At 39.9% G+C, this 25961-nt stretch carries 17 protein-coding genes; 16 read left to right on the top strand and 1 reads right to left on the bottom strand.

Going from position 1 to position 25961, the window contains the following annotated elements; genetic code table 11:
- Positions 1-30 precede the first annotated feature (30 nt).
- The 14 genes from VZF35_RS13310 (at position 31) to VZF35_RS13245 (ending at position 23003) form a co-directional block, all read left to right on the top strand.
- A complete protein-coding gene (locus tag VZF35_RS13310; RefSeq protein WP_407314289.1) occupies positions 31-681 on the top strand; it encodes a hypothetical protein in 651 nt (216 codons plus the stop codon).
- Between the two features lie 107 nt (positions 682-788).
- Positions 789-1304, top strand: coding sequence for a hypothetical protein (locus VZF35_RS13305; protein WP_407314287.1), 516 nt, complete (start codon positions 789-791; stop codon positions 1302-1304).
- Between the two features lie 559 nt (positions 1305-1863).
- On the top strand, positions 1864-2529 hold the full coding sequence (radC, locus tag VZF35_RS13300) for a RadC family protein (protein WP_407314285.1): 666 nt from the start codon (positions 1864-1866) through the stop codon (positions 2527-2529).
- A 31-nt stretch (positions 2530-2560) separates the two neighbouring features.
- A complete protein-coding gene (locus VZF35_RS13295) occupies positions 2561-3205 on the top strand; it encodes a DUF1819 family protein (RefSeq protein ID WP_407314283.1) in 645 nt (214 codons plus the stop codon).
- Positions 3202-3771, top strand: coding sequence for a DUF1788 domain-containing protein (locus VZF35_RS13290; RefSeq protein ID WP_407314281.1), 570 nt, complete (start codon positions 3202-3204; stop codon positions 3769-3771). Before VZF35_RS13295 ends, VZF35_RS13290 begins: the two co-directional genes overlap by 4 nt.
- 16 nt (positions 3772-3787) lie before the next feature.
- Positions 3788-7354, top strand: coding sequence for a BREX system P-loop protein BrxC (brxC, locus tag VZF35_RS13285; protein ID WP_407314279.1), 3567 nt, complete (start codon positions 3788-3790; stop codon positions 7352-7354).
- Positions 7355-7368: 14 nt separating this feature from the next.
- Positions 7369-10884: a BREX-1 system adenine-specific DNA-methyltransferase PglX gene (pglX, locus tag VZF35_RS13280; protein ID WP_407314277.1), complete on the top strand. Its 3516-nt coding sequence runs from the start codon at positions 7369-7371 to the stop codon at positions 10882-10884.
- A gap of 31 nt (positions 10885-10915) precedes the next feature.
- A complete protein-coding gene (locus VZF35_RS13275) occupies positions 10916-14941 on the top strand; it encodes an AAA domain-containing protein (RefSeq protein WP_407314275.1) in 4026 nt (1341 codons plus the stop codon).
- Positions 14942-15047: 106 nt separating this feature from the next.
- Complete coding sequence (locus VZF35_RS13270) at positions 15048-16016, top strand: AAA family ATPase (RefSeq protein WP_407314273.1); 969 nt, start codon at positions 15048-15050, stop codon at positions 16014-16016.
- Positions 16017-16019: 3 nt separating this feature from the next.
- Positions 16020-16526, top strand: a complete 507-nt coding sequence (locus VZF35_RS13265) for a hypothetical protein (RefSeq protein WP_407314271.1) — start codon at positions 16020-16022, stop codon at positions 16524-16526.
- A complete protein-coding gene (gene pglZ / locus VZF35_RS13260; protein WP_407314269.1) occupies positions 16480-19113 on the top strand; it encodes a BREX-1 system phosphatase PglZ type A in 2634 nt (877 codons plus the stop codon). Before VZF35_RS13265 ends, pglZ begins: the two co-directional genes overlap by 47 nt.
- Positions 19114-19137: 24 nt before the next feature.
- Positions 19138-21171, top strand: coding sequence for a protease Lon-related BREX system protein BrxL (gene brxL, locus VZF35_RS13255; RefSeq protein WP_407314267.1), 2034 nt, complete (start codon positions 19138-19140; stop codon positions 21169-21171).
- A 33-nt stretch (positions 21172-21204) separates the two neighbouring features.
- Positions 21205-21891 (top strand): hypothetical protein, encoded by a 687-nt coding sequence (locus VZF35_RS13250; RefSeq protein WP_407314265.1) that lies wholly within the window; start codon positions 21205-21207, stop codon positions 21889-21891.
- Between the two features lie 131 nt (positions 21892-22022).
- On the top strand, positions 22023-23003 hold the full coding sequence (locus VZF35_RS13245; protein WP_407314264.1) for a hypothetical protein: 981 nt from the start codon (positions 22023-22025) through the stop codon (positions 23001-23003).
- A gap of 309 nt (positions 23004-23312) precedes the next feature.
- Here the strand turns inward: VZF35_RS13245 and VZF35_RS13240 are convergent, their stop codons facing one another.
- Positions 23313-23765, bottom strand: coding sequence for a hypothetical protein (locus VZF35_RS13240; protein ID WP_407314262.1), 453 nt, complete (start codon positions 23763-23765; stop codon positions 23313-23315).
- Positions 23766-23935: 170 nt separating this feature from the next.
- Between VZF35_RS13240 and VZF35_RS13235 the strand changes: the two genes are divergently transcribed.
- Both VZF35_RS13235 and VZF35_RS13230 read left to right on the top strand, forming a co-directional pair.
- On the top strand, positions 23936-24385 hold the full coding sequence (locus VZF35_RS13235) for a nucleotide-binding protein (RefSeq protein WP_407314260.1): 450 nt from the start codon (positions 23936-23938) through the stop codon (positions 24383-24385).
- A gap of 21 nt (positions 24386-24406) precedes the next feature.
- Positions 24407-25939, top strand: coding sequence for a TIGR02677 family protein (locus VZF35_RS13230; protein ID WP_407314258.1), 1533 nt, complete (start codon positions 24407-24409; stop codon positions 25937-25939).
- Positions 25940-25961: the final 22 nt, after the last annotated feature.

The raw sequence follows: 25961 nt of genomic DNA, 5'->3' as shown, positions 1-25961 counted from the left end.
TTAAGCCTATAATGGAAAGGATGTTTTTTGATGTCATCTACTTCCGGTACACATATTCATTCTTTATTATTAAATCATTTTCAGCATGGAGCTGGAGCAGCAGGTTATTTAAGAGGGATGATTCCCGGCTTAGCTAAGTATCTGAAAGAATTCTTTGCCAGTCGCTCAGATATTGAACGACTGCAGCATGCGGAATTTTTAAGTGAGCGTATTTTATCATTAACAGATTTCGCAGATATGATTCCTTTACGTTCCACGGTGGCGACATTGGAAATTAAACACTTGATTAGATACAATAAACAAACTGATCACACAGCTCATACGGTATACTTGTTTTTACTTGGTATCTGGGTATACGACCATATTTCAGGAATACGTGAAGCGATCGACAAATCTATAAACAGCAGTAAGCCCCTAAAATTATTCATTTTTCAATGGACATTCGCCTCGCTCCTTCATGATGTGGGTTACTTGTATTACGATTTTGAAAAAAGAGATAATTTGTCATCGTGGCAATTATTTGATGAAATGCTTTCATTTGATTATTTCCAGCGGTTTTCAGAAGAGTTAAGTGAAGAAGGTAAAATGGAATTAAAAAAACTATGGCAAGAATTTTCCGAACAGTATAAGTTACCATCCCATGCGGAACAGACAAGTTCGGGCAGCTCATTGAATCGTTAGACCATATCCCGTGGCTCGCTGAACTGCTCCAATCATACCAATCTGGATTAGAAGCGATGAATTCTACGCATAGCATTGGGCCAGGGTTACATTCATTTGCGTACCAAATGTCTTCCACGGGTTATGATAATGAACATCCAGTTGTCGATCATGGTATAGCAAGCAGTTTAATTTTGTTAAAGTACACGTCAATCTGGTACTGGTTAAGTAAACATGCGGCAGAAAAGTATTCTTTGCTATACAAGGAGCTGAATGCACATTTTCATTACTATCAGCATAATTTGGAGAAGTATGTAATTTCAGCTTGCAAAGCGGTAGCCTATCACAATATGCCGGGAATTATGTTTAACCTTGAAGAAGAGCCTTTGCTCTACTTAGCTGTGCTGTGTGACGAGCTTCAGATTTGGGATCGTTTCCATTCAGGCACAGAACTTATTGACAATTGGAAAACGATTAAGCATTGTATGGCCGAAAACATAGAGGCAGAGCTGATCATAAGTGAAACTAAAGTACCCATGCTTCATTTAATGGCTTCGCAGCCACATTACGACAAATTGCTTGGAAATATAAAGAAAAGAGTAGCTCAATGGGACCGTTATGTGCAGCTTACTAAAATTGATTGATAATGAATTGACGGTAGCGTTATCTAAAACTAGGCGGCTGAAGAACTGCTTGCGGCACGGTCACAAGCCATGGGAATGTGACCGAGTGTTAGCTGAATGTTGCTATAGCGGCTTCGCCCATAGCTATAGGGATATTACAGGGTGATCCTTTTAATAGTCTATTTTGTAAATATGATTTATCTAGTAGAACTGTGTTTTGAGGCTGTCTACAATTATTGTATAAATACCAGCTCAGAAGCTATTAGTATTTTTAATATAATATGATATCGGGAGAGAACAAATGGACAAGTTTACTATTTTGAAAAAGTATTTTGGACATACACAGTTCCGGACCGGGCAGTCCGAAATTATAGATAATATTCTTACTTACAGGGACGTGTTATGTGTCATGCCATTTCAGGTGGATTTACATTAAATTGTCATTTTCATGAGATTCGAAGTATTTCCAAGGCTACAGAAATTTAATTAATTCAGTCAAAAAGCAGGTTAATCAGGAAAAATGGAGAAATCCATAAGAACCGAAATTTCAACTATACCACGAAAGGAATGGCATTAATTCGTGCACGAAGGACACAGAACCCGATTGAAGAATCGATTTATCGAAGAGGGTCTAGATGCCTTTGAAGACCATCAAATCCTTGAACTTCTGTTGTTCTACGCCATACCGAGAAAGGACACCAACGAACTCGCCCATTCTTTAATTAATAAATACGGTTCTTTGTCTGGAGTTTTGGAAGCTGATCCCAAAGATCTAGCAAAGGCTCCAGGTTTGGGAGAAAACTCAGCTATACTGTTAGCTCTTATACCTTCATTGGCCCGAATATATCTGAAAGATCGTTGGGGAGCAAGGCCTACCCTTGATAGTACTGCCAAAGCGGGGGAGTATGTCCTAACACTATGCGCGGGAAGAACCTATGAAGTTTTTTATGTGATCTGTCTGGATGCCCAACATAAAGTGATATACTCAGCCCTCGTCCATGAAGGAACTATTGACCAAGCACCAGTTTACCCAAGGCTCATCGTGGAAACAGCCTTGCGACATAAAGCCCAGAGTGTCATTCTAGCCCATAACCACCCAGGAGGGACTCCCATTCCTTCGTCACAAGATATTGAAGTGACGAAAAGAATTCAAGTTGCTTTAGAACAGATTTCCATTTCCGTGCTTGATCACATCATTGCAGCAGGAGAACAATATGTCAGCTGTGCAGAAAAAGGACTGCTTTAATCTCCCGTGTTTCGGTTAAAGAGCAGCATGTTTGATAACACTATTAGTTAAAGCAGAAATTGGAAGTGATGCAGTGGAAGCACAGTACTACGCAAACCTAACCGGTGAGCCCTATTTATATTTTGAACTAAAACAAGTTGCTAAACTATCTTTGGCCGGTCTTTCGCCCGTTGAAATAAGAGCAAAAATTAAGGACGAAAACCTGTTCCAGTCTGCCACAAATAAAAGCATCGATAAACTATTAAGGGCTACTCTTAAGCGGGTAGCGATCTTAGATGAAGTGATGTTGAACATCTTGGTAAACGGTTCTTTACATACGAGCAAACTTGTAACCTTAATCGCCATTGTGAAAACCAACAGGCTTTTTTGGGAGTTCATAGAGGAAGTTTATATGGAAAAAGTTCAGCTCGGAGAACAAGAACTAGAGCCTAAGGATTTTCGCATTTTCTTTAACAATAAAGCAGAACAAAGCTCCAAGGTGGCAGGCTGGCAAGAATACACCCTCAAAAAATTGTCAGCAGTCTATAGTAGAATACTCTTTGAGGCAGGTTTGATAAACAATACACATCAGAAAACCCTCACTCCACCTACCATAGAAGAAGAATTGCTTAACCATTTGAGAAAACTTGGCGACCATAGACTTATTCGCGCTATCACAGGGGGAAGAATGTCATGACTTTAATCAGAGAACGCCTGGACAAGATATTAGAGAAGATCCAATCTCCCGCCTTTTTAGCGAACAAGGGATTAGGAAATGAAATAGGCTTTTACATCTTCGACTATGACCCTAGTGAAGAACTCATTGTTCGGGAACATATAGCTTATTTAAAACGTGCCTTATTTGACGGACCTTCAAGCAGAAAGGTCATAGAATTTGACCTCTACGATATGATGTTAGATTTATTAAAGCGCGAAGGGGTATTAGAGGACTTACCCCAAATCGAAGCTGAACAAGGGTCAATGTACATTAGCGAAGCTTTACGAGATATCGCTAGTCCAGAAGTCTATGTTGAACAGATTGCTGGTCAGGTTGAGGGAGCGGATATGGTTTTCCTCACGGGAGTGGGGAAGGTCTGGCCGCTGGTCAGATCCCATAACATTTTGAATAACTTACACCACGTCTTAGATAAGGTCCCGGTTATTATGTTTTTCCCAGGAAATTATGATGGTGCAGAGTTGCGATTATTTAACAAGCTCAAAGATGACAATTATTATCGAGCGTTTCGCTTAATTGAGAAGTAGGAATTGAGGGAGAATTATGCAACTACAAGAGATCTATGCCAAACGGATCGGCAGGGATATCAAAGGAGTTATCAAGGTCGGGCAATTAGAACAAGCGGAGATCTTCCAAGAGTTAGATGAGTATGTGGTGACGAAAGAGCTCAACCGACATTTTGACTCTTTTTTTGATGCTTACATAAAGGGAATCAATCAATCGACCGATGCCATGGGGGTCTGGATTTCAGGGTTCTTTGGGTCTGGTAAATCTCACTTTCTAAAGATTTTATCCTACATCTTAGAAAACCAAGAGGTAGATGGCAGAGAAGCGGTTAGCTTCTTTGACAGCAAAATTAAGGACCCGATCTTACTCGCCAATCTTAAACGAGCTGGACAAGTCCCTTCTGACATTGTGCTCTTTAATATTGATTCCAAAAGTGATTATGGCACCGGCAGTCAAAAAGATGCCATCCTCAAGGTGTTCATTAAGGTCTTTTATGAGATGCAAGGCTTCTATGGGAGTAAACCCTGGGTTGCGGATATGGAAAGTCAGCTCGTAAAAGAAGGAAATTACGAGAAATTTAAATCCATCATTCAAGAGAAAACCGGTGACCTCTGGGAAAACCGCAGGCGGCGTGTCTTATTCGATCGGGACCTTATTGTGAACTCGCTGATGGAAGTACGGAATTGTTCTAAAGATTCAGCTTTAGAATGGTTTAATAACAAGGATAACAACTTTACCACGAGCATCGGAGAATTTGCTTTAGCGGTCAAAGCGTATCTGGAGGAAAGAGGCCGAAACCATCACATCGTTTTTTTGGTCGACGAAATTGGACAGTACATCGGGGATAATACTCAGATGATGTTGGACTTGCAAACCATCGTTGAAGAACTGGGCGCTAAATGTAAGGGCAAAGCCTGGGTAATCGTCACGTCACAGGAAGATATAGATTCGGTCACGCCTAAGGTCAAAGGACGAGACTTCTCGAAAATTCAGGGTCGCTTCAATACGCGGATCAACTTATCCAGTAGCAACGTGGATGAAGTCATCAAAAAACGCCTTTTAGAAAAAACGGCTCCAGCCCAAGATACATTAGGGCTGCTTTATGATGAGAGTAACGCCAAGCTGCGCAATACAATTAGCTTTGCTTCAGGCACTGCGGAAATGAAAAACTTTGCCAATAAAACCGACTTTATTGAGATATACCCCTTTATCCCGTACCAATTCAACCTCTTGCAAAAAGTGTTTTCGGGTATTCGAAAACATGGTTCATCCGGCAAACACCTTGCCGAAGGAGAACGATCCTTGCTGAGTGCCTTCCAAGAATCCGCCCAGGCCTACCGTGAGCAATCAATCGGCACGCTAGTTCCGTTTTACACATTTTATAATTCTATTGAAACCTTTCTTGATGGATCGATTCGGCGGGTGATTGACCAAGCTAGGGAGAACACCCAGCTGCATCCTGAAGATCTTGATGTCTTAAAACTCTTGTTTATGATTAAATATGTCAAAGAAATTCAGCCTAAGTTAGAAAACTTGGCCACTTTAATGGTCACGAAAATTGACGAGGACAAAATCACCCTAAAAGGGAGCATCGAGAAATCCCTCAGAAGGCTGGTCCAGGAAACTCTGATTCAAAAAGATGGTGATGAATATACCTTCTTAACCGATGATGAGCAGGATGTTAACCGGGAAATCAAAAATATGCTGATCGACCCCAGTGACGTCAGTGCTAAACTTGGAGAAGTAATCTTTGAAGATATCTACCCGGACAAAAAGTATAAATATAACAGCAAGTATGACTTTGCGTTCAACCAACAGATTGATGATCGCCCTCGTGGCAAGCAGGATGGGGAAATGGGGATTCGGATGATCACCCCATTTTTTGACCATTACAGTGAGTATGGAGAACAAGAATTTAAGAACTTGTCCTTTGGCGGAGACAAAATCATTGTGAAACTTCCGCCTGATGCTGACTTTTGGTATGAGATGGAAGAAGTGCTCAAGATTGAATCCTACCGTACCAAAACAGCTTCGATCAGCTTACCGGAAACTATTCAAGGGATCATAGACAACAAATCCAGGGAACTAAAGACCAGAAAAGATCGGGTCAAGAGCCTACTCATTACGGCCATTACTGAAGCAGATATCTATGTTAACGCTCAAAAGGTCGAGATCAAGAGTGTACAACCCGTGGAAAAACTTAACAAGGCTTTTCAGTCTATGGTGGAAAGTATCTATACTAAGTTGAACTATATTAAGAAGTTTGTGCTGGTCAATAGTGATCTGTGGCAAATTCTCACCGAAAATGATCACCAGATAAAATTGGTTGAGGACGAGTCGAATCAACTAGCCTTGGACGAACTTAATAATTATATAGGAAGAAACCACGACCGAAACGTCCGAGTAACCATGAAGATGGTCCTCGACTACTTCAAGGCGGCACCCTATGGCTGGAAAGAAATCGACATCGCTGCTCAAGTGGCTAAGTTATTCAAGCTGCAAGAGGTTAAGCTGCAGTATGGTGCTGAATATCTAGATATAACGGATAAAGAAATCCCCAACTACTTGACCAAGAAAACAGAAGTCGAAAAACTAGTGATTATTAAAAGAGTTCTGGTTTCCGCCGAGTTATTACTCAAGGCTAGGAATATTGGACGGAATGTCTTTGATCATGGCGCCCTGCCCCAGGATGAAGATAGCCTGATGAAAGGCTTAAAGGACATAATGGTCAAGGAAATGGGCGAAATCAAGGGAATTATTAGCCGTTATCAACATGGACAGTACCCAGGTAAACATGCCCTAGAGGTTTGCCTTATGCTCTTAAAGAAACTCTCGGAAATAAAAGTCGCCCTGGAATTCTACAACACCTTAATCGAAACGGAAGAAGAAATTTCCCAAGTCACGCAGGATGTCAAAAAGGTCAAAGGATTCTTCAAAAACCAACTCCCGCATTTCGAAAAAGCTGTGAAAATGCTGGAGATCTACAAAGACAATGAGACCTATGTCCTAGACAAAGAAATCAACGAAACCGTTGCTCAAGTAAAAAGTATTGTAGAAAATTCTAACCCCTATGCGGAAATTATTCAATTACCTGCTTTAGTTGCTAAGTTCAATGACCGTTTTGTCCTCTTACTCCAGGAAAAATGCCAACCGATTAAGGTTCAAATTCAAGCAGACTATGCCCAAGTAAAGGATGAATTAGGCAAGTTCGAGTTAGACATCAGTTTCCAAGAACGGATCAAGAAGCCCTTTGAAACTTTACTGGATAGAATCGACTCCGTCAATAATTTCTATAAAGCAATAGCCATGAAGACGGAAAGCGAAATCTTAAAATTAAGATCTTTTGAAATGATCTCCGACGAGACCAAACCAATTGATCCGCCTCCTACCCCAAATCCCAATCCTAACCTTGGACCGGGAGGAACAGTAATCCCACCGGTCATTGAACCCCCGTCTCGCTTTACGCAACATCTTCAAATCACTGAGCTGTTTAGATCAGCTCCCCTCATAACCACTGAAGCAGATGTGGATGCTTTAACGAGCGAGTTGGGAAATAAACTAAAAAGCTATATTCGTGCCAATAAAAATGTCAGGCTTGTATAGTTGGAGGAAATACCATGAATAAATCAGCCATAAAAAACTTTGCCGTCAGTGCCCGTAAGAAACTGATTGAGCAAGTCATGCAGAAAGCCTTTCAAATAGGGATTACGGCCAAAAGTATTACAGAGCTAAAGCAAGAAGCGGGTCATATCATCCTGAACAATATCCCCCAGGAAAAGGATTTTAAACACCAAAGAGACAAGCTGATTCAGGAGATCGAGCAAAAAGGATATACCCAGGTTATGGAGGAGGTTGCCTACACCTGGTTTAACCGCTTCATTGCCTTGCGTTTTATGGAGGTCAACGACTATCTGCCCACAGGAGTACGAGTCTTATCTTCCCCTGATCCAAACAGAGTGGAACCGGATATCATCAGGGAGGCCTTGAACGTAGAATTAGCTGTTGATAAAAACGTGATCTATGATTTTCAAGATAAAAATGACTTAGAGGGTTTGTTTAAGTATTTACTGATCCACCAATGCAATGAGTTAAATGTGATTTTGCCATTCATGTTTGAAACGATTGCAGATTATACAGAACTGCTCTTCCCAAACAATTTATTGCAGGAAGGGTCTGTCATTCGGGACATGTCTACATCTATTCCAGAGGAAGACTGGAAAGAAGTCGAGATTATCGGCTGGCTGTATCAGTATTACATCTCTGAGAAGAAGGATGAAGTCTTTGCTGATCTGAAGAAAAACAAGAAAATCTCTAAGGAAAATATCCCAGCGGCTACCCAACTCTTCACGCCAAAGTGGATTGTCCAATACATGGTGGAAAACTCCTTGGGAAGATTATGGCTAGAATCCCATCTTAACGAGGAACTGAAAGCCCAGTGGAAGTACTATCTTGAGGAAGCGGAGCAGGAACCTGAAGTACAACAACAATTGGATATACTAAAAAATCCCGATCTTAACCCATTGGACATTAAAGTTCTGGATCCATGTTGTGGTTCTGGGCATATTCTTGTTTACGCCTTTGAGGTTCTGTATGAAATCTATAAGAGTTACGGCTATATGGAAGAGGATATTCCGAAGCTGATATTGGAGAATAACATATATGGTTTAGATATTGATGATCGTGCTGCACAACTGGCGTCCTTTGCCGTCATAATGAAGGCGAGGAGTAAGTACCGAGGGGTATTTAGAACCCATATTAAGATAAATATCTGTGCCATTCAAGATAGTAATTGGATGGGCAATGAAGTTAGAGAGATTCTGGTGGATAGGGAAGCCATGGAACTTGAGCGGAACCGTGAGTGGGGGATTATTACATATCTAGCTGATGCCTTTGAGGACGCTAAGGAATATGGGTCGATATTAGATGTTCGAGAACTGGATCTGGAGTTTCTGGAGCAAAGAATAGATGAACTGAAAAACAGTGTAGCAAGAGATTTGTTGGAGGTTCCTTATCGGGATGTTATTTTGGAGAAGTTGCCTGGGTTGATTTTGCAGGCGAGGATTATGGGAATGAAGTATGAGGTGGTTTGTACAAATCCGCCTTATATGGGAAATGGCGGCATGGGAGCGAAGTTATCTGAATACGTAAAAAGGAACTACCTAGACTCAAAGGCTGATATGAGTACTGTATTCATGGAAAAAACCCTTAAATTGTGCAAAAGTGATGCTTTTATGTCTATGATAAATATACCGAGTTGGATGTTCTTATTAAGCTTTGAAAAGTTAAGAGAAAAGATAATTACAGACCAAACATTCACGAATATGCTGCATTTTGGAAGAGGCGTGTTTGGTTCTGATTTTGGAACCACTGCATTTATTATAAGAAATACTGACATAAAGAATTTCAAAGCAACGTATAGGAAGCTATATAAAAAACAAGGCTCGGTAGACAGCCTTGAACAAAAAGAAGCTTGGTTCTTTGATAGAACAGGTAATTATGAAACAGTCAAGGAGAGTTATTGCAAAATGCCCTGTACCCCAATCGCTTATTGGGTTAGCACAAACTTATTAAAAACGTTTGATAATATTAAAGTAGATAAGTACTTAACAACTAGAGAAGGAATGGCAACTGCTGATAACAATAGATTTTTAAGGTATTGGGTAGAAGTTGATTTTCATAGAATAGGGTTTAATATGTCTAATGTTAACGATTCTATAATTTCTTGCAAAAAGTGGTATCCATATAATAAGGGTGGAGATTTTAGGCGATGGTACGGAAATAATGAATATGTTGTGAATTGGTATAACGATGGTGAAGAAATTAGAAACAACATTGATACTAGTACTGGGCGTATTCGTTCACATAATTATAACGGCGAATTCTCTTTTAAGAATGGGATTACGTGGACATCTTTGAGCATTAGTAGTATTTCATTGAGATTTTCACCTGAAGGATTTCTTTTTGATTCAAAGGGTGCAATGGGATTTTGCAGTAATGTTAAGCACTTGAAATACATCTTGGCTTTGTTAAACGGTTGTGTTGGCAATACGTTTTTAAAAATCTTCTCGCCAACAGTAGATTTCAAAGTAGGCGACTTAATTCAAGTTCCACTACTTATTAATAATATTGACACCATTGAAATTATGGTAGACCAAAATATACGAATCTCAAAAACTGACTGGGATTCCTTTGAAACTTCTTGGGACTTTAAAACCCACCCTTTTCTAACATATAAAAATGAAGATGCTACATTCAAACAAGCCTTTATCACTTGGTCTAATTTCGCAGAGACTCAATTTATCCAATTAAAAGCTAACGAAGAAAAACTAAACCGCATCTTCATAGATACTTATGGCCTCCAAGATGAGCTGACCTCAGATGTAAAGGACAAAGATGTCACTGTCCGAAAAGCAGATCAAGTGCGAGATATTAAATCCTTCATCTCCTATGCCGTGGGTTGTATGCTTGGCAGATATTCTCTCAATGAAGAAGGATTAGTCTTTGCCGGCGGAAAGTTCGATCCAGAAAGATACAAAACCTTTCAGGCTGATACTGACGGCATTTTACCTGTTTTAAGTGATGCCTATTTTGACGATGATATAGTAACTCAATTTGTGGAGTTTGTGAAGGTCGCTTTCGGGGAGAATACCTTAGCCACTAATCTTGACTACATTGCGGAAACTTTAGGCAAAAAGGCTAAGGAATCCAGCCGGGAGTGTATTCGGAGATATTTCCTAAAAGATTTTTATAAGGATCATGTCCAGATCTATAAGAAACGACCGATCTACTGGTTATTCACATCAGGCAAAGAACAAGGGTTTAATGCCTTAGTCTATATGCACCGCTATGACAGTAATATGGTATCCCGTATACGTACGGATTACCTACACCCCCTGCAAAATAAACTTGAGGCAGAGTACCTGCGCCTAAATCAAGTGTTAGTGTCAGAAGACTCGCCAACCGAAAAGACCAAAGCGACGAAACGGCTGAAAGTCTTAACCAAACAGATGGAAGAACTAAAAAAATACGACGAAGTCATTCATAATCTCGCCGATCAACAGATTAAAATTGATCTGGATGATGGGGTTGTGGTCAATTATGCTAAGTTTGAGAAGGTGTTGGCGAAGATTTAATTAACCGAGTTTGACTTAAGGGGCATAACGAATGAGCGATAAATGCAATTATAGCGAAGCAACGAATAAACGAAACATAGACTCCCTATTGCGTATCTTAGATTATTTCATCAAATATGAAAGAAATTCACGCTATCGTGAGGGAAACCTAGCATTTAATCCAGGGTCTGATTTTCCGGAAAGTATTAAAACTGACGGAAAGACGATTGCAAAAGAGATTCAGGAAAAACGGAAACTAGAACTTATTAGGCTTATTGAGCAACGATCAAGAAATAGAAAGAAGTTATCATCTGAAGATCGGAAAGAGTTAGAGGAAATTATTAAAACCAAAAATATTGTTGCTTTAGATTCAATACTGGATACGGTTTCTTTTTATTTACCGGGAGATAAAAGCAATATCAAAGAGCAGGCTGAGCAACTTATTTTAGATGATACCTTTATTTTATGTGATTATATCTTAGAGAAATATGACAAATACGGTACGCTTAAACAACCGGGCATTGTATTTACTTGCTATTTTGGTGATGATGGGGAAGTATTCGCATCTAAGTATGAGAACAAAGCATTGCTTATTATAATGGCAGGACTTTTGGATGAAGAGATTGAGGTTTTAGAGCAGGCTTATGCTGAGGAAATGCAGGAACTGTTGAAGGAACTTAATTCGTGCGTAAATCAAAAAGACATAGAACAAATTATCAACTATATCGATGATACGATTAATGCAAAATATCCAAAAGCAAGTATTCGCTGGAAGGATTTTTCCGAAAAGGAAGGGTGGAGGCGTACACATAAGGTATTTATTACCCATGAAGCAATAGATGGGACATACGAACCAATTTTTCGCAAGGAAATTGAGAATATATGCAAGTTGGTAGAAAACCGTCAGAGCATCCCCGAGGTACTTAATAAATACATATCTCCGGAAGATACTGCGAAATATAATCCCTTTGACAGTATCATGAAAAGCAGCTTGCTTTTGCATTTAGGAAGTTATACAGAGGAATATCCAGTTAACTTCAAACAATGGAGCATATTGCAGCTTGTGAAGAAGGTAAAACTTTTAGCTGTAAGTGGACCTCCAGGAACAGGTAAGACAACGTTACTTAAAGAGATTGCCGCTAATGAATTTGTTCAAAAAGCAGTTATACTAACAGAAAATTGGGATGCTCCTTGGCTTGAAGTAATGTATAAGAACAATACATTTGCTACCATACCGGATTTAGAAAAAATATCTAGACATTCTATGGTTGTCGCAAGCACGAATAATGCGGCGGTTGATAATATTGGCAACGAGCTTGCACAGGAAATTGATTTTTGTAAAACGATTGTAGCAGCAGGATTAGAGTCAGGTGAACAGAATGCATCTTATACAGGAACGTTCTGTGGTCAAATGGGAAACAAAAAGAATTTTGAAGAGAAATTCTTGGCTTATTTCAAGATTTTTCAAAGTGGACTTTCTAAGATGGAAGTAAACGAAGAAAAGGCAAGAGAGATACGTGAAACTTTTGTCAAAGCATACCGTGATTTTCAAACTGTGAATGAAAGTTTTCTTCAAGTGGTAGCCCGTCGTAAAAAGCTTTATGAAGGATTAAAAGATACCGCTAACGGAAATGGGATTGTAGCAAAGGATTTTACTAGTTTACAATCAACACTCAAAGCTCGACTGCATACTGTAAGCAATGAATTTGATCAAGTTGGGGAAGAGAAGAATATTATAAAGGCTAAACACCACGCAATTAATAGTTTGTTGGAAAAATTGGGGGCAGAGCTTAATTCACTTAGTAGTAATGCTCAAACCACGGAACAAAAAATTCCAACAATCCTAGCTGAAAAAAAGGAGTTGTATGTAGCCTACGAAACCTATAAACAAAGAAAGAAGTGGGGTTGGTTTGCTGCATTATGGCCCAGATGGAGAAACTTTTTTAGTCAGTATCCAAGTCTCCGATATATTGACGATAGCATAGAAGAGCACAAGTTCAGTTTAGAAAAGCTACAAACTGAATTGAAGGAGATCAACAATCGTGCTTCCCAACTTCGAACCGAGAGTGAGCTATTAAGAGAGGAATTAGCTCAACTATCATCCCAGCTCAAGGGGTTAGATTACAGGTTGAACGAACTAGGTGACAGCCGGAATAATTTGCAGGAAAATATTAAAGCCATTGAGCAGTTAATGCAAAATTTTAGGGATGCACTGGATCATTATATTCAGATGGTCGCAGTTCCCAAGTACGAAATTGCTGATTTGATAAAATTGGCGGGAAGTGTAGAAGTTGATGAAAAGGAATTTGCGGGATGGCATAGCCTGGCCAATGCACCTTATTTGCTAATACTTCGTCATAGACTATTTAAAGGTGCGCTTGATTTAACTGAGCAGTATATACTGCTCAATCGAGATGCAATACTTAAAAACTTTGAATTAATTTGTACGAATGGAGGCGGCTGGTTTAACCGTTTCTATAATTCGCTAGAAATGTATGACTCTGAACAGGTTGCCTGTTTAAAATCACTGTGGAACACTATTTTTCTGTGCTTTCCCATTATCACGTGTACCCTTCATTCGTTTAAAGGGAGCTATAGAAATTTCAAGCAATTGATTCCAAGTCTAATCGGTTTGTTATTGGTTGACGAGGCTGGGCAGATCCTACCGCACTATTTATGTGGACCATTATTCCGCTCACAGCGAGCCATTATTGTGGGGGATGTCGCACAAATAGAGCCAGTTCGGGCCAAAGGTTCTGAAATTATAGATGATGAACGTTTTGAAAATATGGACAAAGACATCATCAGAATTGATTTAAATTCTGCTCAATCTTATGCTAATCGCGGTTCTGATTATTGGGAAGAAATGAAGGGTCGTCGGGAGGGCATTATTCTTGAAGAACACCGGCGCTGCGAGAGAAGCATTATTGAATACAGTAATCGTTATGTGTATTCAAATAAACTTAAGGTATTTAAGAATGACAACCATGAAAAACTTTTTGGCAAGAATCTAATTGCGATTGATGTTCGAGGACCTAAAAATGGATCTCGTCATGTAAATCAAACAGAAGTAGATTTTTGTGCAAAATTGATGCCTGAACTTCAGAAAGCTTATGGCAATAGTATTGGAGTTATAACTCCATTCCGCGCACAAGCGGAAGCATTATCGTTAACATTAGAGAAACAGTTTGGCATTGCTGCAGGAACGGTTCATAAATTTCAAGGTCAAGAAAAGGACTGCATTATTTTCTCCCTGGTCGTAGATTCACTGGATAAACAGAAAGGTTTAGTTAAATTTATTGGCGGAACAGCGAATATGTTGAATGTAGTCTTATCTCGCGCAAAAAAGCAAGTCATTATAATCGGAAATTTAACGGTTTTGGAGAATGCACCCAATCAGCTTGGTAATTTGTATAAAGTAATAAAAGAGAAAGGCCGAATAATAAGCCTGTTTGATATGGAGCGTTATGGACAACTGGAATCTTCAGAAATAGAAATGATTTGTAGATGCATGGCCTATACACCTTATAATTTACAAGATACGATTGGGCAGTATGTTCAAAACAAGTTTCCTTTGGGGATCATTAGTTCAATCGCTGAACATCAAGAGTTACTCCGTTATGTAGTTATAAATATAAAAGGTTCCATGGTGATACATTCACCTTGGATTATGTCAGAAATAGGCCCTAATACTGTAGTTTCTGAGATTGAAAGGCAATTTAAATTAGGAATATATGTGAAGATCTATTATGGTTATCGCAAGCCAACTTCTCCAATTCCAGTTGAGGGGATTGATAACCCAGCCTTCTTGCAAACGTTACTTAATATTGATTATACTGGATCGGCTTATCGTGAAAGAGCTCGAAAAGCAATTCTTAAATTACATGATATTCTTGGTAGTAATCTCGTTTATAATGCTCCTACACACGTTAAAATGCTTATTATAGATGATAGGTATGCTATAGTAGGTTCCTTTAACTGGTTGTCATGGAGCTCTGTTACAGATCGAAATGAAGTAAGTTGCATTATTACGAACAAAGAAGCTGTACGTTATTTGAAAGAGACGATGTTTGGTTAATGAAATCTGATCTAGAGATAGGTTCGTTGTCAATATTTTACTAAATTTTAAAAGGTGTTGGCAAAGATATAGATAATACTTTTATTACTGAAGGAGGATGAAGAGTATGCTTAAGAAACTCGAGGTAAATAACTTTACTGTCTTTAAAAAGATATCAATCGAGTTTAGTGGAGGTATTGATATTTTTATTGGCGAAAATGGAACTGGAAAGACCCATTTATTAAAGATTTTATATGCATGTTGCAATAAAAACGAAAATGATGGCAAGGCGTTTGCCTCATATTTTAGCAGCAGCGGATGGGCACCTCTGAAAAGAAATGATAGTCTAAAGAATGGAGCAGTAATCCGTTTATTGGATGAACGAAATACTGAGATTACCTCAATAAATGGTAATAATATGACTCTCAAAAAGCCCTTTTTAAATAAAAACATAAAATCAGTCTTTATACCCGCCAAAGAAATGCTTTCTCACTCGAAAGGGTTGTTAGCTTTAGATAGGGAGAGAGAGATCCCCTTTGATAAAACGTTAATTGATATTGTCTCCAAGGCAGAACTAGGAGAATCCAAATCGATAACTGAGTTTCAAAAGACCCTATTACTGAAGCTTTCTAAAGTGATTGAAGGAGAAGTAATTTACGAAAACGACACTTTTTACATCAAAAAGGAAAATGGCTTAAAGGTAGAGTTTTCAATGGAAGCAGAGGGATTGAGAAAGTTCGGTTTGCTTTGGAAACTTATCCGCAACGGACTTTTAGATAGAGACTCAATACTTCTCTGGGATGAACCAGAAGCGAATATTAATCCACAATTAATCCCCATTCTGGTGGATATTATCCTTGAATTGCATCGGAAGGGAGTCCAGGTTTTTCTGGCTACCCATGATTATAACTTGGCAAAGTACTTTGAAGTCAATCGTAATAAGGGAGATAAGGTCATCTTTCATAGTTTTTTTAAGTCTGAAGATGGGGTCGGTATTGATACAAAGGAATATTTCGGAATGCTAAATAACAATTCCATCATTAAAGCAGATGAACAGTTACTTGATACGGTCTTCGAAAAAAACTTGGGGGATTAGGTAATGGCCGGAGCGAGATATAGAGATGAAAACAATAAGTATGAGTTTGATTTTGCTCAGTGTGAAGTTTGGGAGTACCACCCATTAGCTCAGAAGACGACGAGTCTATCCGATGTCGATTTCGTTATTAATTCTGAGAATGAAGTTATTTTTCTCGAGTATAAAAATGCCTCGATCGATGGAGTTGCTAATCCAAGTGCTTTCCCATGCAAACTGAAAACAGAGGAATTCTATCTTAGAATCTCTAAGAAGTTCTATAGTAGTTTATTTTTACATTGGGCTTGCCGAGGGAATGAGAAGGATCTACCCATAGTCTATATATTGCTGATCGAACACCCAGAAATAGATGGGAAGATTCGCAAAAAATTAAGAGAAAAGATATCTAAGCAGTTGCCGTTTAGGCTGAACGATGAGCACCAAATCAAGAGAAGTGTCCTAAAAAATTTCGAGGTTCTTAATATTGATGAATGGCATCAGGCTTATCCAATGTTTAAGGCGGTTGCCTTATGATTACTGTATAGAAACTGTAGGTGAAATCATGAATCTAGACCAGATAAACATTGCTCTTACAGAAAAATATCAGACACCGTGCCGAGACGGGGCTAAACGGCACATCATCTTTTGGTATGATGCAGAGGGAGATTTCCAAGAGGTTGTCGATGAACTGGAACTACCTGAGGTGAAACTATGGAAGTTAACGGAATCGAACAAGTTTCTCTCCAAGTACACTCTCGAAGTGTTGGATCCTAACTCTCATTATCTGATCTATGCCGATTTTGCTAAACCGGATGATCCCGATAACTGGTTGTTAGACATTCAACTCTATTCCCATACGTTCATTGCGGATAAAATAGCTTTAATCATGGACGACCTCAAGGTTGAGAATAGTGCTTTAAGGTCTGTCTTTAAGAACTATGAAAAATTCTTTCAGAGTAGAGAACGGTATGCTCGTTTCGCTGCCTACTCTCTAGAGTCTTATACAGAAGAAACGATCGACATTGGTGTGTTGTCGGCTCTTGCCAAACGACCAACACCAAACTTTGAAGATGCGCTTCGCGTCATCCTGATGAATTCATTACAGGAGGAGGAAAACACAGTCTGGCAAGCCATCGTTAAATATGGTATTGCAGATGGGTTTTGGAATCTGACTGAAAAATACTATGGCTATCTTGCTCCGGAAAAATCGTTAAAAGGTTTACTGACTTTTTTGATGATTAACGACCTTAGCAACGGTTTGACTCGAACTCTTCCGTCAGAATGGCAAGAATTGGTGGCGGCCAAACAGGCTAACTGTGTCGTGTTTTTAGATCATTTTATGCATCACAGTGCGGATTCCAAAGTTTACGACAAGTTGGCAGAAGAGATCGAAGCGGATCTTCATTTCGGGGAGTACCTTGAACACTGGGATATTCAAGACTATGAGCAGGTAGATCTGTTTCGAGCTGCTGATCGGTCTATTATTCTCAAACTAACGAACAGTCTACTGATTGGGTCTGAGGAATTTACTAAATATCAGGAGATCATTTCTCTGCGCAAAACCAAGCATTACTACCAGGAGTTTGAAGATTATTATGAAGCCCTGTCCTGGGCTATTGAGATGTATGCTTTTAGGAAGAAATACAAAGCGGGGATCCCTGAACGAGATGCGTTGATGTTCTTTGAAGCTTATGCCAAAGAGTACTTCATCATGGATCAAGCGTATCGCAAGTTTTGCGTGTCCTTTGATAAAGTACGCCACAGTGATGTTTTGAAGCCCCTCAGTGCGGAAGTTGAAAATCTCTATACAAATTGGTATCAGGCAGAATTGTCGGTGAAATGGTCTGCCACAGTGGCCGAGGAATGTTCGACGACTTGGCCTATTCAGGGCATACCCCCACAGGAAGGGTTTTTCCAAAATATGATCCAAAAGGCTCTCTATGATAACAAAAAATCATTCGTAATTATCTCCGACGCCCTGCGCTTTGAAGCAGCAGAAGAACTGATGCAACGACTTAATAAAGAGATCAAGGGTTCTACAGAGCTGCGTTGGATGCAGGGATGTATACCATCCTTCACCCGTTTAGGTATGGCCTCTCTACTGCCACACACGACACTGACCATGCAGGGAGACGATGTCTTGATTGATGGAATCAGTACTAAGGATACCAGTGGGCGAAGAAAGATTCTCCAAGCCAATGTCAAAGATTCGGAGGTCGTTTTATTAAATGATCTTCTGCCGATGACGCGAACCGAACTTAGGAATACCTTTAAAGGGAAAAGTGTGGTTTATATCTACCATAATGTCATCGATAGTGTGGGGGATAAGGGAGACGAAAGCAAAACATTTCAGGCAGTTGAGCAGGCCTTTGACGAGATCGAAGGGGCTATTCGAACCATTAACAAAAATCTCACCGAGGCTAATATTTACATTACGTCTGACCACGGTTTCATCTATCGACGCAAGCCACTGGAAGAGAGTGATAAGACCACTAAAGGGGATACTATACCGCACTTGACCAACAAACGCTTCCTTATCTTTGATCAAGAGGTTGATCTACCGGGGGCGATTAACCTCCGCTTAGATTACATCTTTGGCAGAGATTGCGGACTTTCGGTTTGCGTTCCACGGGGGGATAACCGTTTTAAAACACCTGGTGGGGGACAAAATTTTGTTCATGGAGGGGCTAGCCTCCAAGAGATTGTGATCCCACTGATTAAATATCGCAATGACCGCAAGAAAGATGAACGTATGGTAATTAGCAAGGTGGACGTCAAACTTACCAATACTTCTCGGAAAATCACCAACAGTCTCTTCAGTCTGGATTTCTTCCAAACGGAGAAATTAGTGGATAAAAAAGTGGTCAGAACTCTTAAGCTTTATTTTACGGATGAAGCTGGGCAAAAGATTTCCAATGAACAGAGAATCCTTGCTGACAGAGTCTCCGAAAAGGCCAGTGAAAGAACGTTCAAAGTCAGCTTTACTTTAAAAAACAGCAATTACAATAAAACGGACAAATACTATCTGGTCTTGGAAGACCCGGATGAACCGCTCAAAAAGATCTATGAGAAAATTCCTTTCACCATTAGTCTGGGTATAGTCAATGAGTTTGATTTTTAGAGAGTATGGAACTGGGGGATAACCATGATCGATGAATTGAACCAAAAGTTAAATCAAGCCTTCGCCGGGCGGGTGGTCAGGAAAGATCTCACTAAGAAGATTAAAGAAGGGGCCAATGTTCCTGTTTATGTATTGGAATACTTATTAGGTATGTACTGCGCTACGGATGATGAGGCTAGCATCAATGAAGGAGTAGAGCGGGTCAAAAGTATTCTTTCCGAAAACTTTGTTCGTCCGGATGAAGCGGAAAAAGTGAAATCAAAGATTAGGGAATTAGGGCAATACACAGTTATTGACAAGGTTACCGTAAGGCTCAACGAAAAGGTTGATACTTACGAAACGGAATTCTCAAATCTGGGTTTAAAAGGAGTGCCCATTTCGCCAAACTACGTCAAAGACTTTGAGAAACTTCTGACCGGTGGGATTTGGTGTATTCTTAAGATGAGTTATTACTATGATGAAGAGGCCAAAGGGGTTAACCCTTTCACGATTACTGGGGTCACCCCGATTCAAATGCCCAACATGGATCTAGAGGAAGTCTTTGAAGGACGAAAGAATTTCTCTAAAGACGAATGGATCAATGCTTTATTGCGTTCAACAGGTATGGAGCCCACAAAGCTCGAACAAAGTGTTAAATGGCATCTCTTAGCACGCCTAATTCCCCTTGTCGAAAATAATTATAATGTATGTGAATTGGGCCCAAGGGGTACTGGCAAGTCTCATGTCTACAAAGAAATTTCGCCTAATTCCATTCTCGTATCTGGCGGACAAACCACGGTCGCTAATCTCTTTTACAACATGGCTTCCCGCACGATCGGTTTAGTAGGATTATGGGACGTGGTAGCCTTTGATGAAGTCGCAGGGATTACCTTTAAGGATAAAGACGGCATTCAGATCATGAAAGACTATATGGCCTCAGGTTCGTTTGCTCGGGGTAAAGAAGAAAAGAGCGCCAATGCTTCCATGGTCTTCGTCGGGAACATTAACCAAAGCGTGGATGTACTGATCAAGACCTCTCATTTGTTTGACCCATTTCCCGAGGCTATGGCTGGTGACACGGCCTTTTTTGATCGTATGCACTACTATATTCCTGGCTGGGAAGTTCCGAAAATGCGCCCGGAGTTTTTAACGAATGAGTACGGCTTTATTGTCGACTACTTGGCTGAATTCTTTCGGGAGATGCGCAAACGATCATTTTCCGATGCTTTGGACAAATATTTTAAACTAGGGAATAATCTCAATCAAAGGGATGTTATCGCGGTTCGCAAGACAGTATCGGGATTGGTGAAACTGCTTTACCCCAATGGGAAGTTTACAAGGGAGGATATCGAAGAGATTTTGCGCTATGCTCTGGTTGGGAGACGGCGAGTAAAGGAACAGCTTAAGAAAATCGGTGGCATGGAGTTTTATGATGTTCATTTTTCCTATATTGATAATGAAAGCCTGAATGAAGAATTTATCTCTGTCCCCGAGCAAGGGGGAGGAAAAATCATCCCCGAGGGGATCGGAAAGCCGGGTCATGTTTATACCGTGGGTCGCGGGGACTCAGGCATGATAGGTGTTTATAAGATAGAAACTGAGGTCGTGAACGGTTCTGGTAAATTTGAGAGATCCGGTTTGGGAAATTCCAGGGAAGCAAAAGAGAACACGTTAACAGCCTTTAATTACTTCAAAGCCAATAACAAAAGCATCAGCGCTAGTATAAGTACTAAAACTAAGGACTACCTGATGCATGTCCAAGACATCCAAGGCGTAGGGATGACTCCTGAACTGGCGTTGACTGCCTTTATCGCCATGTGTTCCGGGGCGATGGGCAAACCGCTACAAAGTCAGTTGGTCGTCTTGGGTTCTATGAGTATCGGTGGCACGATTAATAAAGTAGAAGAATTAGCCAATACTTTGCAAGTGTGCTTTGATACGGGTGCTAAGAAAGTTTTACTACCCATGGCCTCGGCAGCGGATATTCCTACCGTTCCACCGGAACTCTTTGCAAAGTTTCAGATGGCGTTTTATCAAAGTCCGGAAGATGCGGTGTTTAAGGCTTTAGGGGTGGAGTGATAGGAATAGATTTGAAAGTAGTTGGTGCAATAAGTGTTCTACGATTCAGAAAACAGGGCAGTTAAATTAGCTTGTAAGAAAGCTGAAAAAAATATAGATCAGAGTATAGTTTCATTTGAAGACTCTAAAAAAGTTGATATTTCAGCTTGGTGGAGGAAAGGGCCGTACAATGATTACTGTGTCGATACACATTCAGGAAGGATCGTCTTAGAGCATTTAGATGAAGATTGTGAACTGGGAATCAAAGAGAACATTGGAGAGTTTAGGTGTTACTATTTTTATAAATATAATCCCCAGGGAGATTATTTAGATATTTTCGATAACGCTGATGCAATAAGCGGAGATTTGTCTGTGGCAATTGGAACACTTAGGCGATCTAAGAAGTGGGAAAATGTATATAACTTTTCGACGGGGGTTCTGTATATTGAAAGGTTTTATATTAAGCCGGCTTTCCGGGGAAAGAAACTTGGCTATCTTATTTTTCCTGTGCTAGTTGATATCTTTTCCAAACGAAAAGACTCTATTGTTACGATTATTCCAGCACCCCTTAATGATATGGTTAAAGATTTGGGAAGAGAAAAGGAAACAATTAAAGGTACGCTTGAATACCAATTGGTGTTAACTAAGATGCAAAGGTTTATAAAGAAATTTGGTTTTAAACAACTTGGAAACAGCGAAGTCTGGGCGGCGGCGGTAATGAATAAAGGTATGGCAACTTAAAGAAAATAATTAACTCAATAAGTTTTTGTTTTAAGTCAGAAATGTTATTTTGAAGTTATTGTTTGTAGTTCTGCCCAGTATTTCCCCAGAACGACGTATTCCGAAGGATAGCTCAAAGGGGGTGTGTAGTTATGTACAAAATAATCAATGACAAGGGCAGTTTGTTTACAGAATACCAATATGCTGACGAGGCTGAATATGAAAAGATGATAGTGGCTAATGCCGAAATCATCTTTGGTTCTCAGGGCATTTATTTTGATATCAAGAAAAAGATAGGTAAATCAAAAGAAGGCGCTGCAATTCCCGATGGCTATTATTTGGATTTAAAATTCCACGCCGACCCTGTTCTTTATTTTGTTGAGGTAGAATTAAGCGACCACGATGTTTATGGACATATTGGGGAGCAGGTACTTCGCTTTGCGATTTCCTCCGATATGAGCAGACACAAAATTAAGACCATTTTATTAGAGGATATAAATAAGGACCAAGACAAACTCAAAAAGATCAGCGATTTTATTGCCGCTTCAAAATATAACAATATCAATGAGCTATTGGATAAGCTGATCTTTGATAACGAAGTAGCAGTTATTATAGTAATCAATGAAACTAGTGAGCAGCTTACAAGAGTACTTTCCAAAATCAAGATCTCAGCGGATATTATTGAAGTGCAAAGTTATGTTTCAAATGGGAAGTTGCTACATAGATTTACTCCGTTCCAGGAAGATGTTCTAGATTTCCCACCTGTTTCAACTGATCTTGATGACTTAGATACGATTGTAGTTCCAGCAAAAGAGGACGGCTTTAAAGAGGTGTTTCTCGGAGAAAAGTGCTGGTATCAAATTAGAATTTCTGCGGCGATGCTGTCCAAAATTAAATATATTGCAGCATATCAAGTCGCCCCTGTGTCGGCGATTACTCATGTTGCTGAGGTTGAGAGAATTGAAAAGTATAAGGGTACTGACAAGTATATTCTATACTTTAAGGGCGGAGCTGAACAAATTGACAAAGTCTCTCTGTCGGGCAATACAAAAGGAAAAGCACCGCAAGCTCCTCGCTATACCTCTTATACTAAATTATTAGAAGCAACGACACTTGATGATTTGTGGAAGTAGTGGGGTTATAATCATGAATCTGACTCTCATAGATGATTTTTTCAAACATTTATTTTAGAAAATCAAGAGGATGGAAATTAGACAAAAACAGAACGTTTAAAAGTTTATTGTAGGAAGGAAAAAATGTGAATAGACAAAATGGGTACTCGTTTTGGGTGCCCTCTTCTGTTTCCGGAATCTTCATTTAATAAGCTGAGCAACTATTATTATATAACTTAACTGTGGCTATTGATTTCTCTATAAGAAAATTATAATATACTCAGTCGAAAGAAAATTGAACTTAAAACATAGGTAAGAACCACAAGTTAGCTACTTTTTGCCCCCTCGTTTGAATTTTTGTTCGAGCTGAGGAAACACAAAGATGATCTCCTTTTTCCATTTATAGTAGGTTTGGACAGACACGTTGAGTTCACGGATGATTTCAGAAGTCCTCTTGTTAGTGCTATGGATTGCCACGATAAGATCAAGAATTTTGTCCCTGTTTCGCTTTCTATAATAGAGCGCACCTCTCTCCTTTACATAAGCTAATTTGCAATCTAAGCAGAATGAACGATTGGGATTTTTGCCATGACCCTTTGTGTTAGTGGAGCGGCAGTGGGGGCAGCGGTCTTTATTGTTGTGTGCTTTTTCTGGCATTGATTCCAGTTTTTTATCCAAGGATAGAAGGGCCTGGTTTAAAGATCTGCGTAGTTCGCGCAGTTCACTTTCGTTCTTTTGTTCACAACCCTTTAAGTAATCCTCCAATTCCTTTTGAAAGCTCACACCTCTTTGCCTCCCTTGATAATTTGCTCAATTATGATTTATCTTCTTAAAATATATAGACACATTTTACCATAGTATGTATAACCTGGGGTAGGCAGGTAAGCTTTTTTAGTGTAAGATGTTTGTAATTATTGACAGAACGGTAATCTCTTTGAAAGGAGCGTCGGGGGATGAATATTTTCCTCGGAAGTTCGAATTCTACAAAAGCGCTGGATGATCTTAGAGAAATTGCCATGCTGATTGAAGATGAAGGGCATACTCCCCTTCCATGGAATAAAGCAGGTGTATTTCCGTTAGGAAATTATGTGGCGGAAAGTCTACGGAATATCTGCAAACAATTGGATGCAGCTATACTTATTTTTCATGAAGATGATCTTGTGTGGTATCAGAATGATTATGCACTGAAACCCAGGGATAATGTAGTTTATGAATATGGTCTATTTGAAGGACATCTGGGTCCTAAAAGAACGATTATCTGCAAAAGAGGCAAGTCAAAGGTTCCCTCTGATTTGCAAGGTATCATCTACTGTGATTTGGATAAGAAATATCGGGCAGAAATTAAACTGTTAGAGTGGCTGCGGTTTTTGAATTTGACGAATAATACGCATCAACAAGTATAATGTTTAACTGAGGAGGTTGCCTTGAGTAAAATTCCAAATTTACAGGCGCTGCGCAATGTTTCGGAATTGAAGTATGTAAACGCAGATAACGTCACCCGATATCGAGCAATTATGCGTTTTCTTTATCAGCAATATCAAAGATTAAATTATTGGCTCAAACCGGAACAAGTTTATCATGGACTAATGACTTGGGATTTGCTTAAAAATTATACTTTGGAGCAATGTCAGATTGATTTGGAGCAATTAGTGGAGTGGCGGAATTTGACGTCCCGTCATGATGGCGGAAGAGCTGTCACTGTTGAGGAATATCTGCGCAAGAAATCCCAGTATTTAATAACGCCATATTCGATTGAGATTGAGCGTTTGTTGGAAAACTTAGAAACGGTTCGCGGCTACGGAGGTTCATTGGAGCCAACCCTCTTTGACACGATTGCGGAAACCTTGTTTACGATCAGAGAAAAATCTGGTGTATATGCAAGCGGAGAAGCGTTGGATATCTGGAATACTTTATATGAATCATTTCAAAAATTACATGAAGCATCAGTGGATTATATAGCCAGCCTTCAAACAGGGATGGCTGAAGAGTTAATGGCCACAGATGCTTTTTTGCTATACAAAGATTCCATAACCCAGTATTTGCAGGATTTTATTCAGGCCTTGCAGCGACGTTCTTACAAAATTGAGGGAAGCCTTAACCGAATAACCATTAGAGTGCGTGACATTTTTCTCAATGCCGTTGTTAGTGATGAATGGCGCATTCCCAAACTGGAGGAGACGGTTAGCAAGGAGCAGTATTATGATGAGCTATTGGATAAATGGGACGGACTATGCAGATGGTTTATTGGCGAGAATGGTTCGGGAAGTGAACTGATGCTGTTAGAACGTGCTAGCAAAGATGCTATCGTTAAAATGGTGCGCAGCGCCCTGCGCATCCAGGAAAGAAAACGTTCAAGCATTAGCAGGAGGAAAGAACTCGATTATTTGGGACAATGGTTTTATCGTATTCAGGAATTGGAAACAGCCCATAAGCTGGCGGCCTATGCCTTTGGCTTGTTTCTGGCCCGTCATTTACAAGGGGAGGATACGCGGGAATCTGATAGTCAGGAGATGTCGATGTGGACGGAAGTGCCTATTTCGCGGACACTGCGCTCACGCAGTCGAAAAAGGAATGAGCGCCAGGATACAGAAGCGATCTTAGATCATACCCCCAAAAAAGAGCAGTTGAGAGAAGCGTTTATGCAGCAGCATAAGCAGGAACTGCAATTCCTGATAAAAATGGTAGCAGCTGAAGAAATTAGTGTATCCGAACTGGGACTAGTAGCCACCGTGACACGATTGCAAATTTTGGATTGGATTGGCCGTTGTAATGCCTCGGCCACCTCGTCTTTCCAAACTCCAGAAGGAATCGAAATACATGTAAGACAACCTTTGAATCAGCAACGTACCACTTTGTTATCTGAGGACGGGAAGCTTGAACTGTTGAATTATAAGTTTATTTTTGCCGTTATTAATGAGACTGCTTGGAATGAGTTGTTGGAATGGCTGGATAGTTAAGCTAGCAATACGGCTCAGGGTT

Origin of the sequence: Desulfosporosinus paludis, from assembly GCF_045689965.1 — a bacterium.
In the GTDB taxonomy this organism is placed as follows: Bacteria; Bacillota; Desulfitobacteriia; order Desulfitobacteriales; family Desulfitobacteriaceae; genus Desulfosporosinus; species Desulfosporosinus paludis.
The sequence above is the reverse complement of the archived record's forward strand: the minus strand, read 5'-3'. Positions and strand labels throughout refer to the sequence as shown.